At 62.6% G+C, this 9,828-nt stretch carries 11 protein-coding genes; 7 read left to right on the top strand and 4 right to left on the bottom strand.

All coding sequences use genetic code 11. The features are described from left to right. Positions 1-425 precede the first annotated feature (425 nt). Positions 426-617 (bottom strand): YqaE/Pmp3 family membrane protein, encoded by a 192-nt coding sequence (locus MAMT_RS09315; RefSeq protein ID WP_142660761.1) that lies wholly within the window; start codon positions 615-617, stop codon positions 426-428. Between the two features lie 468 nt (positions 618-1,085). Next, the gene (locus tag MAMT_RS11470) at positions 1,086-1,223 is read right to left on the bottom strand and encodes a hypothetical protein (protein ID WP_178087053.1); all 138 of its coding nucleotides are present in this window, start codon (positions 1,221-1,223) and stop codon (positions 1,086-1,088) included. A 117-nt stretch (positions 1,224-1,340) separates the two neighbouring features. Between MAMT_RS11470 and MAMT_RS09310 the strand changes: the two genes are divergently transcribed. Then, a complete protein-coding gene (locus MAMT_RS09310; protein WP_246186628.1) occupies positions 1,341-1,544 on the top strand; it encodes a hypothetical protein in 204 nt (67 codons plus the stop codon). A gap of 84 nt (positions 1,545-1,628) precedes the next feature. On the opposite strand, the gene MAMT_RS09305 is transcribed toward MAMT_RS09310, so the two are convergent. After that, on the bottom strand, positions 1,629-2,369 hold the full coding sequence (locus MAMT_RS09305; RefSeq protein WP_246186627.1) for an endonuclease V: 741 nt from the start codon (positions 2,367-2,369) through the stop codon (positions 1,629-1,631). A gap of 121 nt (positions 2,370-2,490) precedes the next feature. Between MAMT_RS09305 and MAMT_RS09300 the strand changes: the two genes are divergently transcribed. The 6 genes from MAMT_RS09300 (at position 2,491) to MAMT_RS09270 (ending at position 8,743) form a co-directional block, all read left to right on the top strand. Next, complete coding sequence (locus tag MAMT_RS09300) at positions 2,491-3,150, top strand: 2OG-Fe(II) oxygenase family protein (protein WP_142660759.1); 660 nt, start codon at positions 2,491-2,493, stop codon at positions 3,148-3,150. 87 nt (positions 3,151-3,237) lie between these two features. Next, positions 3,238-4,875: a nitroreductase family protein gene (locus MAMT_RS09295; protein ID WP_142660758.1), complete on the top strand. Its 1,638-nt coding sequence runs from the start codon at positions 3,238-3,240 to the stop codon at positions 4,873-4,875. Between the two features lie 442 nt (positions 4,876-5,317). Further along, the gene (locus tag MAMT_RS09290) at positions 5,318-6,181 is read left to right on the top strand and encodes a class I SAM-dependent methyltransferase (protein WP_246186626.1); all 864 of its coding nucleotides are present in this window, start codon (positions 5,318-5,320) and stop codon (positions 6,179-6,181) included. Continuing rightward, the gene (locus tag MAMT_RS09285; RefSeq protein WP_142660756.1) at positions 6,174-7,607 is read left to right on the top strand and encodes an NAD-dependent succinate-semialdehyde dehydrogenase; all 1,434 of its coding nucleotides are present in this window, start codon (positions 6,174-6,176) and stop codon (positions 7,605-7,607) included. The genes MAMT_RS09290 and MAMT_RS09285 overlap by 8 nt, the downstream gene beginning before the upstream one ends. A 405-nt stretch (positions 7,608-8,012) precedes the next feature. Beyond that, entirely contained in the window at positions 8,013-8,312 is a 300-nt protein-coding gene (locus tag MAMT_RS09275) for a type II toxin-antitoxin system Phd/YefM family antitoxin (RefSeq protein WP_142660755.1), read from the top strand. Next, positions 8,309-8,743, top strand: coding sequence for a type II toxin-antitoxin system VapC family toxin (locus tag MAMT_RS09270; protein WP_142660754.1), 435 nt, complete (start codon positions 8,309-8,311; stop codon positions 8,741-8,743). The genes MAMT_RS09275 and MAMT_RS09270 overlap by 4 nt, the downstream gene beginning before the upstream one ends. Before the next feature lie 55 nt (positions 8,744-8,798). Here the strand turns inward: MAMT_RS09270 and MAMT_RS09265 are convergent, their stop codons facing one another. Then, a complete protein-coding gene (locus tag MAMT_RS09265; RefSeq protein WP_142660753.1) occupies positions 8,799-9,515 on the bottom strand; it encodes a cyclase family protein in 717 nt (238 codons plus the stop codon). Between the last annotated feature and the right edge of the window lie 313 nt (positions 9,516-9,828).

Below are 9,828 nucleotides of genomic sequence, written 5' to 3'. Positions count from 1 at the left end.
CGGATCACGTAGGAGGAATAGACCTTCCCGTTGCGCCGCGTGCGGACCTCCTGCAAATGCATACCTACATATTATCCAATGCGTAGCCTACATCGCAAGCACAAAGTGGACTATATCGGTCCTACACAATTGGGCAAAAGTCATTGATGCGTCAGCAAAATGGTCAAAAACCTGCGGAAGATGAGTTAAGAGCGGATGAGGCACGGGGCATACCCGAAAACACCCTCCGGCAGGTATACATTCCGTCAACAGGCGGGGTTTTCGTCACGCGGTGAATAACTGGACAATAAGTAGCCAACAAGCGGTGAATAGGCGTCAATCGCCGTCGCTAATCATCATCCGCCGATCCAAAGTCGGCATACTGCTTGCCGCGGACGTTTCCGAACATCCGCGCCGATGTCACAGCAAGGCGCTTTCGTAGAGCCTCAGTGAGGATCAAGGGCTTTTGCGATCTTCTTCTCCGTCTCGTACTGGCTCAGAGCATAGACCGACCAGATCGCGGCGGGAATCCAGCCGACCAGCGTAATTTGAAGGACGAGGCAGATCACGCCGGCGAACGGGCGGCCGATCGTGAAAAATTGCAGCCAGGGCAGAAGGATGGCGAGCAACAAGCGCATGAGTTCTCCTTTTTTCCGTTGGTTGAGCTGCTCCCGTGTCTCCGACCAGTGGAAGCGGTTTTAGACCAATCTTTTGAGCGTCTCTTCCTTCCCTAATTCGAATCGAAAGGGGTTGGAGGCACCGAGCCGTTCCAGTCCCCTCCCGGCTCGCTCTTGGGGTGTCTTCCCATATTTCCAAGGGCGTCCGGCAATCAAGTCCCTTGATGCAGTCGTTCCTTCTGTAGAACCCGAACTACTCGTCCAGGCGATGCCACGATGCGATCTGCCGGGCGTCCGGACCTGCCGGGTAATCGTAAAGTCCGCCGTGGTCCAGACCGAGCAACTCTCACGGGCGGCGAACGGACAGTTCCCCCGGGCAGTGAATCACGGCCCGACGGGCTTCAAGTGAGAGGGCCGAGCTTCTTTTCAGCCAGCGGTTTTCCCGCTCCCCCGACTTGACGGCTTGGCTCTCGCACTCCAACCGCCGGCCTACCGCGACCGGATGCACCCCAATTCCATGCTCAATTGGTGGATCGTTTCCTCCTCGCGCAGCGCCGCGACGACCACCTTGGCCTTAGACTCCGCGCTCTGCCGACGACGCATCCGTCTGCTTGTCTTGTCTGTCATTCCGGTGGCTTCCTTCTTAACTTAACTACGGGTCGGATTTTAGGGAGCGCTTCTTCGGCACCTGACAGGGGCGGCTTCCCGCGGGAGATCCAGACCGCGGGCATTCAGACGCTGGAAGTGACCAACGAGTACATTCAGAAGAAATTCCTTCCCTGGCATAACCGCACCCTGGCCGTAAAGCCCAAGGAAGAGGAGAGCGTCTTTGTCCCGGCCGGAGGGCCTGACCTGGAGGGGATCCTCTGCGTTCAGGACGACCGGATCGTCGGCTGGTACTACTCGGAGGGCAAGCCGCTGGAGCTACACCAACCCAAGGCGGCTTAAAAGAGGAGCAGAACCTTGCCCTTGCCCCGGGGCAAGGGCAAGCACCCCAAAGGAAACAACCATCCAATATCCCAAGCGGTCAGATCACTTGTTACCCAAGCGGTCCGTTTGACATGTCCTCGACACCTCCGCGGACCGGCTCTCGCGAGCGAGCCTTCGGGCCTGGCGCAGCGGCTCCGGAGTGCGGTAACGCGCAGTCAGGCTGAGCACAAGCTCGGCGGCGGTCTCCGCCCCCGTCCGCCAGCCCGCATGAGCCACGACCGGCGCCTTGCCTTCTTGCGTGCGCACCCAATAGGCGACGGCAGATCCCGCAAGAAGGAGCGGAGAGAGCGATCCCCGCGGCTCCGCCGGCGGCTCTCCTGCGGCCAGGAGCGGGTTGCGCGTCACGCCTACCGAAGGCAGCCCGAACCTTGCCCCTAAGTGGAGCGCGAGGCCCGCTCCGCGCGGGTGGTCGCGGCCGGTCGCATTGACGAGAATGAGCTCGGGCCTCTCCGGCAACCTTCCGAGCGCCTCCTCCAGGAGCGGTCCCTCCCGGAGGGCCAAAAGCCCCGGCTCATAACGGGCGCCCGCCACTCCGCGCGCCAGCCCGACACCAACTAGCCTGGTCGATTGCAAGAGTGCTGCCGCAGCCCAGCCCGCTTCCCCGGCATAGCCCGCACCCGCCCTTCTCCGGGAAAAGCAGACGAAGCAGCCGGCAATCAAAATGGGATGGCCGGGCGGTGTCCAGGGCTCTTCGCTCTCTTGGCGCAGGGTCTCCTGCCGGGCCACGAGTTCCTCGACCGTGGCCGGCCAAGGGGAAAAGGGAGGCGGCCAGCCCTTACCCACCGATCCATTCATAACACATGAATGCAAATTCATTGGTCGGCCGTTCGGTTCGGGATTTTAATTACCAGCGGTCGCAGCCCGAACACCACCGGTCGGGGCTGCGCAGAGACGGGAGGAAGCCATGGCCAACCTTCTGGGGATGGACGCCTTGTCCCGGTCGCTCTTCGTTACCGATCCCTTTGAATATGTCATCGTCCGGGATTTCCTGCCCGAGAAGCTTCGCCCGGCTCTCGAAAAGGAGTTCCCGAAAATCGACAAGCCGGGAGTCTTCCCGATCCAGACGCTGGGCTACGGCCCTCTGTTCGCCGCACTCCTCGAAGATCTTCAAGCTCCCTCCTTTCGCGACGCCATCTCGCAAAAGTTCTCCGTTCCCTTGGACGGCAAGCCCGCTTTGATCACCGTTCGGGGCCGCTGCGGACCGAGAGACGGGCAGGTCCACACCGATTCGGAGACGAAGATCATCACGCTCCTCCTCTATCTCAACAGCCGATGGGAAGCCGACGGCGGCCGGCTCCGACTCCTCCGCAGCCGGAACATCGAGGACGTCGCCGTCGAGCTGCCTCCCGATTGGGGAACCCTTCTCCTCTTTCGCCGATCCGACCGCTCCTTTCATGGCCACCGGCTCTTCGAAGGAGAGAGGCGGGTCTTGATGGTCAACTGGCTCACGAGTCAGGAAGTTCTCGATCGGGAGCTCCTCCGCCACAGCCGCTCCAGCTGGATCAAGAGGATAATGCCCTCTGCGCTGCTCGAACGCCTCCACTGGCGACAGGTCACCCGATAGGGCCGACCGGCCAGAAAGCGGCCGATCCGTCCGAGGACGGGAGGATTGCTTTTCGGGCCTTTCTTCCCAAGCTTGGGAACGCATCCGATGGCCTCCTCGATCCTCGCTTATCACACCTCTTCCAAGCACTCGTTTTCACGCTACGCGGACAGCCCCGGATTCCTCGACTGGGAGAGCCAGCCCGACCCCTTCCGCCGGTTCGAAGGCAGCCCCGAAACCCTACTCGACCTCCCTTCCGAGGAAGCGGGACCCGGCTACGACCTTCTTTTTGATCGGCCTCCGGATCCCTCACCACTCTCCCTCCGCTCCCTGAGCCGGTTCCTCTACGAGAGCCTCGCCCTTTCGGCTTGGAAGCAGGCTCTCCACTCCCCTCCCTGGTCGCTCCGAGTCAATCCTTCGAGCGGAAACCTCCATCCAACCGAAGGCTATCTTCTCCTTCCCCCACTCCCCGGGAGCCAGAGCGCCGGGATCTTTCACTATTCTCCTCTTCGGCACAGTCTGGAGGCCCGCCGGCTTCTCGAGGCCGACCAGTGGGAGGAGCTGGTGGCCGGCCTGCCTCAGGGAACCTTCTTCGCCGGCTTGAGCTCGATCTATTGGCGCGAAGCGTGGAAATATGGAGAGCGGGCCTTCCGATATTGCCACCACGACCTCGGGCACGCCCTCGGCACCCTCGCGCTTTCCGCCCGGATCCGCGGCTGGCGCTCGCTTCTCCTGCCGGCGGTCGGCGAGCCCGAGCTCGCCCGCATCCTGGCGGTCGAAAACCAGCAGGGGCCCGAAGCGGAGCATGCCGACTGCCTGCTGGCCATCTTCCCCAACCGGAATGCCCGCCTCGACGGGGCCATCCGAAGCTTTCGGCTTCCCGCAGCCCTTCTCGCCACTCTGCGAGACCAGCGTCCCCTGGGAGATCCCAACCAGCTCTCTTCCGATCACCTCCCCTGGCCGCTCCTGGAACAGGCGATCGACTCCGCCGCCTATTCCGGCGGCTGGTCGGGCGAAGAACCCCTCTCTTGTCCCGCCCTTCCACCCATGGCCCCTCTCTCCTCGGAAGGGGCGAGCCTTCTCGTGCGCCGGCGGCGGAGTGCCATGGCGATGGACGGGAAAACGTCGATCTCCCGAGACTCTTTCCTTCGCATTCTCTCCCAGCTCCTGCCCAGGGGGGACAGCTTCCCCTTCGCCCATCTCCCCTGGAGGCCGCGGGTCTCTCTCCTCTTCTTCGTCCATCGGGTCGAGGGTTTCTCCCCCGGGCTCTACCTCCTCCTCCGTTCCCCGGCCCACGAAGCCTCCCTTCGCCGGGAGCTGCGCCCGGAGTTCGCATGGCGGACTCCTCCCGGCTTTCCGGAGGCTCTCCCCTTCTTCCTGCTCGCCCCGGGAGACTTCCGAGAGTCGGCCGCCAAGATCAGTTGCTACCAGACCATCGCCTCCGGCGGCTGCTTCGCCCTCGCCATGCTGGCGGACCTCTCCGGCGTCCAAGAGCGACCCTGGTTCTATCCCCGTCTCTTTTGGGAATGCGGGCTCCTCGGCCAACTCCTTTACCTGGGAGCCGAAGCCGCCGGGCTCCAGGGGACCGGGATCGGCTGCTACTTTGACGACGGCCTCCACGATCTCGTTGGCATTCGCGGGCTCCCGTGGCAGAGCCTCTACCATTTCACCGTTGGCCGAGGAGTGGTCGATCGCCGTTTGCAGACGCAACCCGCCTACGCCCACCTCCGTCGCCCCACCGACTAGGAAGAATGAGCGGGGAAGCAGGCGGACCGGTCGATTGCGCAAGCGGCAGGAGAACGCTTGTGCGCCATTCCGATCGCGGCCTCCCGGATCACTCCCCGCTCGACTTCGAAAACAATCTCGATAGCCTAACCAACCAGACGATCCGCAACCCCGCCCACGCTTTCGAACAACGATCAGAGAGCACCTCTCTGCGACACGGCCTCCTAGAGGAAGATCCGTCTGCAGCCGCCCGTTGCCTCGAGTCCACTCATCGCCAATCGAAACGCACGACGAAGTGAGACAGATGCAAAAAACAAGGACGCGGCGCTGCCGGATTTGCGGATCGGAAGAGGAACATGCGTTGTATGTAGCCAAAGAAACCATTCTAGGAACCTTTGAAAAGTTTTCGTACTTTCAATGCCTAGACTGTGGTTGCTTGCAGATTTCAGATATTCCGGCGAACTTGGCGGATTTTTATTCCCAAGACTACCACACGAATATCCTGGAATTCGAGAGCAGGAAGACGAATGCGGTCTCCCGTTTCTGGAGAGAGAAAGCCACGGAGCTTTTACTGTCGATCCCGATCGGCAAAGGCTCCCCTCCTCCGCTCTTCGCAAAGGCCTTTCCTGGATTCCTCTGGAGATTCAAGGAGCTAGGCCTGAATCTCCATTCACGAATTTTGGATTATGGTTGCGGGCGCGGCCATTTTCTCTTCCGACTTCGGGAGTGGGGATTTCGGAATCTTTTCGGCGTCGATCCATTTTACCATGGGCAGGACATGATCGAGGAAGGAATTAGCTTAAAGAAAGGAGATTACACCCTTTTGGGAGAGTCGTTCGATCTGATCATCCTTAACCATGTCATCGAGCATCTTGAGGAGCCCTTGGCGATCCTGAGAACGTTGAAGGAACGTCTTACGCCGACCGGGACGATTCTCGTGAGCACGCCGATCGCGGATAGCTACGGATGGAGGAAATTCGGCAATTCCTGGGCGATGTGGGATCCACCTCGTCATCTTCATGTTTTTACAGCAAAGGCTATGGCCCTTGCCGCGGGACGAGCCGGATTGCAGATTGCCAAAGTGGAGTACGACGCGGGCAAAAACCTCTGGGCGACTTCTCAGTTCTTCGCCCTCCACCCGGAGCAGAAGACGCCGATCTCGCAGGAGGAGCTAACGAGACGGCAGAAGCCGATCCGAAGATGGATGAGGCTGCTGGACGAGATCGGAGATAGCGACATGGCCACCTTTTACCTCGTTTTACGGCCGGACAATCAGAACGACGTGCCGGGAAACTCGCTTTCAGGATTCGGAGACATCGATGGATAACCCCTCTTCCTTTCCCTCCGAGGCATTCCTTGCCGGCTCCTGGGTCAAAACCGCGCGCACCTTTTCCGTGCGAAGCCCGGCAACGGGCTCCCTTCTCGCCGAGGTGGCCGACTGCGGGGCCGCGGAAGCCCGCATCGCGATCGAGTCGGCGGCGGAGATCTTCCCGCAATGGAAATCGGCGACGGCCTACGTCCGCTCCAACCTGCTCCGGCAGTGGCACGGCTCGATTCTTCGCGCTGCCGAAACGCTCGCCCAAACGATGGCGCAAGAGATGGGCAAGCCGATTGCCGAAGCCAGGCGCGAGGTTCTCTATGCGGCCAGCTTCGTCGAATGGTACGCCGAAGAGGCCAAGCGGATCTACGGAGAGACCGTTCCGAGCCAGCACCCTCAGAAGCGCATCCTGGTGCGCTCCCAACCCGTCGGACCCGTCTACGGGATCACCCCGTGGAACTTCCCCGCGGCAATGGTCACGCGGAAGGTGGCTCCAGCCCTTGCGGCGGGCTGCCCCTTCGTGCTCAAGCCTGCCGAGGAGAGCCCTCTCACCGCCCTTCTGCTGGCCAAGCTCTGGGAGGAGTCCGGTGGATGGCCGGCTCTCTTCCAAGTTCTTCCCAGCTCCGATCCAGAAAGCCTTTCCGCGCCATTTTTAGCCGACAGCCGCGTTCGCAAGCTCACCTTTACGGGAAGCACTCCCGTGGGAAAGCGCCTCTACAAGCGGAGCGCCTCGACTCTCAAGCGGGTCAGCCTCGAGCTCGGCGGCGGCGCTCCTTTCCTCGTATTCTCCGATGCCGACTTGGAAAAGGCGGCCGACGGAGCGATCACCGCGAAGTTCCGCAACGGGGGTCAGAGCTGCGTCGCGGCAAACGCGTTTTATCTCCAAAAGGAGATCGCACGCGAGTTCACGCGGCTTTTCGCCGAGCGGGTCGCCTCCCTTCGGCTGGGAGATCCGCTCGATGAACGGACCCAGGTGGGCCCGCTCGTCAACGTGCAGGGCCTGGGCAAGGTCCGCGAACTCGTCCAAGACGCCCTCGCCCGCGGAGCGAAAACCGTCCTGGGAGGTCCGAGCCGCGAGCTTTTCTTCCCCCCGACGATCCTTGCCGAAGTTGCTTCCCATTCCCGGCTCCTGGAGGAAGAGATCTTCGGACCGGTGGCTCCGCTCCGCACCTTCGAGACCGAAGAGGAGGCGCTCGCCGCCGCCCGCCGCGGCCGGGCCGGGTTGGCTGCCTACCTTTGGACCCGTGACCTCGAGCGCGCCCTCCGCTTCGCCGAGGAGATTCCCTACGGAATCATCGGCATCAACGACCCCCTTCCCTCGACCGCCCAGGCCCCGTTCGGCGGCTTCCGCGAGTCGGGCATCGGCCGGGAGGGCGGCAAGTGGGGCCTCGCGGAATATCTTGAGCCCCAATACCTCTCCCTCGGCCTGGACTGAGCCGGCCTAATCGCGAATAGATTCCCGGAATCATCCGGGAAGTCCGCGCGCGTTAGGCGCCGTATTCGGCTCCGAACTGTGATTGCAAGAGCCGCTCTTCGGCCGCGATCCGCGCCAAGAGCGGTGGGAACAAAAGCCCGGCGAGGGCGACCCTCCCAAAATCAGCGCAATCGCCAACGCGGACCTCGCCTCGAGTTTCATGGAGCAGCGAACCTTTGCCAGAACGTTTGCGCCGGCCGTTCGGAAAAGAAAGGGCATTCCCCTTAAAAGTTCCGGCCAGGCTGCATGTTCGGCCCGTCCAAAGCGGCGGGAATGCCCGCGCTACCGTTCCTTACGCCCTCCCGGCTGCCGATCTCGCCGATAGAGTGGCTTGAATAGCCTATTCATTCAGTCTATTCTACCCTTATGAGAACCGCGAGCGTGACCGAAGCCAAAAACAATCTAAGCGCCCTGATCGATAGCCTCAAAAGCGGCCAACCCGTGCTGATCGTCGATCGGGGCCGGCCGGTGGCTCGCCTGGAACCGGCCCGCGGGGATTCCCGAGAAGAACAGGAGGGGAAGCTCTCACGGCTCGTCCGGCAAGGGCTCGTCCGGCCGCGCCGCGGCCCGATGCCCTCGCCCCTTTTGCGCAGCCAGCCGCCTCGAACCGTTTCTGGAGCCTCGGCGCTGGAAGCCCTCCTGGAGGAGCGTCGACAGGGGCGATGAACTTTTGGGACTCGTCGGCCATCGTTCCCCTGCTGGTCGCCGAACCGGCAACGGCACCAATGCAGGCCCTCGCCCGGCAGGACCCGGATCTGCTCGTCTGGTGGGCGTCCCAAACCGAATGCGCCTCCGCTCTCGCCCGCCTCGAGCGCGCCGGCGCACTGAGCCAGGAAGGCGTCGAAAAAGCACTTCGCCGCTTGATGGATCTGGCTCAGGGCTGGCATGAAATCGAACCTTGCGAGATCGTGCGGGAAGCCGCCGCGAGGTTGCTCCGCGTCCATCCGCTGCGGGCGGCGGACGCGCTGCAGCTTGCGGCCGCGTTCGTGGCAGCAGAGGGTCGTCCAAGATCGCTCCCGCTCGTCTCCCTGGACGACCGACTCCTCGAGGCGGCTCGAAAGGAAGGCTTTCCCGTGGCGGAAAGGGTGCGGCCGTAGACAGCGCGCGCTTCTCCTCCGAGAAGCCAGCCGCTCGCGACCGCTCCTCACTTCCTCAAGGGAGGGAGGCAAAGACGCGCGCCGGAGCGCCGGTGCCCCCGGCGATCTTCATCGGAATTCCGTAGATCGTCGCCCCCCGCGGGGGAAGCGCTTCCACATTCGCCAGATTCTCAAAGCCCGGCCGGCCCGCCCCGAGCCAGAGCCGGTGGACGGGAAAGTCCCGCGAGCCACCTGGATCGAGGCTGGCCGTGTCGATCGCCAGCGCCGCCACCTTCCGCTCGCGGAGAAGAAAGGAGACCGCCTCCGGCGAATAGCCCGGAAAGTGGAGGTTCTCGACATCCGCCCACCGGTCCGTTCCGAGGTACTGCTTTTTCTCCGGCCAGAACCTCCCCCACCCCGAGTAGGCAACGACAATCGCTCCGTCGGGGAGCAGGCCCCATTGCCTCTCATGCCGCTCGAGGTCGGCGACCGAGAGAGCCGCATCGGCATCGCTCTCCGCCCGCCTCCGCAAGTCGATCACGCAAGCCGGCCCCATGCACTGCTCCAGGGGAACCCGATCCGCGGAAGCTCCTCCCTCGGAAAAGTGGAGCGGGGCATCCATATGAGTGCCGCCATGCTCGGGAGCGTAAAAGGTTCCGGCTGCATAGAAGCGTTCCTCCCCGGCGACCGGCCCATGGTGTTCGTACCAGTAGTGGAATCCCGTCTCCGTCGGCCAATAGATGGTACGCTCCTCGAAGGAATGGGTGAGATCGAGGACTCTTTGCGCGCTCATGATCGATTCCCCACGAGCGAAAGCCCGAACCGCGACCCTGCCAGGGAATACCGCGCGCCCCTCGCCCCTCCCGCTTTTCTTCGCCCTTTTCGTTCGAAGGACAAGGAGAATGAGCCTTCCCCCCTGATTTCCATGGATGAAGCTCTGGATCGCAGTGCTGGGGGAGTTCGGCCTCTGGGGCCGCCCTCCCCCAGCCAGGAGAACAGGCAATGGCTAACCCTTTTAAAGCATGACCCGTGCCACAAAGGAGACGTCCGCCGAGAGATTCTTGCCACTCCTCACCTCAAGCCCGAAAAGTGCGCAAGCCGATGGT

Origin of the sequence: Methylacidimicrobium tartarophylax (assembly GCF_902143375.2) — a bacterium.
In the GTDB taxonomy this organism is placed as follows: domain Bacteria; phylum Verrucomicrobiota; class Verrucomicrobiia; order Methylacidiphilales; family Methylacidiphilaceae; genus Methylacidimicrobium; species Methylacidimicrobium tartarophylax.
Note: the sequence above shows the minus strand (reverse complement) of the source record. Positions and strands in the feature narration are given on the sequence as shown.

What these genes read in the sequence shown, in the direction of transcription:
- MAMT_RS09315 (WP_142660761.1), bottom strand. Translation starts at nt 617, where the DNA reads ATGCGCTTGTTGCTCGCCATCCTTCTGCCCTGGCTGCAATTTTTCACG.
- MAMT_RS11470 (WP_178087053.1), bottom strand. Translation starts at nt 1,223, where the DNA reads ATGACAGACAAGACAAGCAGACGGATGCGTCGTCGGCAGAGCGCGGAG.
- MAMT_RS09300 (WP_142660759.1), top strand. Translation starts at nt 2,491, where the DNA reads ATGGCCAACCTTCTGGGGATGGACGCCTTGTCCCGGTCGCTCTTCGTT.
- MAMT_RS09295 (WP_142660758.1), top strand. Translation starts at nt 3,238, where the DNA reads ATGGCCTCCTCGATCCTCGCTTATCACACCTCTTCCAAGCACTCGTTT.
- MAMT_RS09285 (WP_142660756.1), top strand. Translation starts at nt 6,174, where the DNA reads ATGGATAACCCCTCTTCCTTTCCCTCCGAGGCATTCCTTGCCGGCTCC.
- MAMT_RS09275 (WP_142660755.1), top strand. Translation starts at nt 8,013, where the DNA reads ATGAGAACCGCGAGCGTGACCGAAGCCAAAAACAATCTAAGCGCCCTG.
- MAMT_RS09270 (WP_142660754.1), top strand. Translation starts at nt 8,309, where the DNA reads ATGAACTTTTGGGACTCGTCGGCCATCGTTCCCCTGCTGGTCGCCGAA.
- MAMT_RS09265 (WP_142660753.1), bottom strand. Translation starts at nt 9,515, where the DNA reads ATGAGCGCGCAAAGAGTCCTCGATCTCACCCATTCCTTCGAGGAGCGT.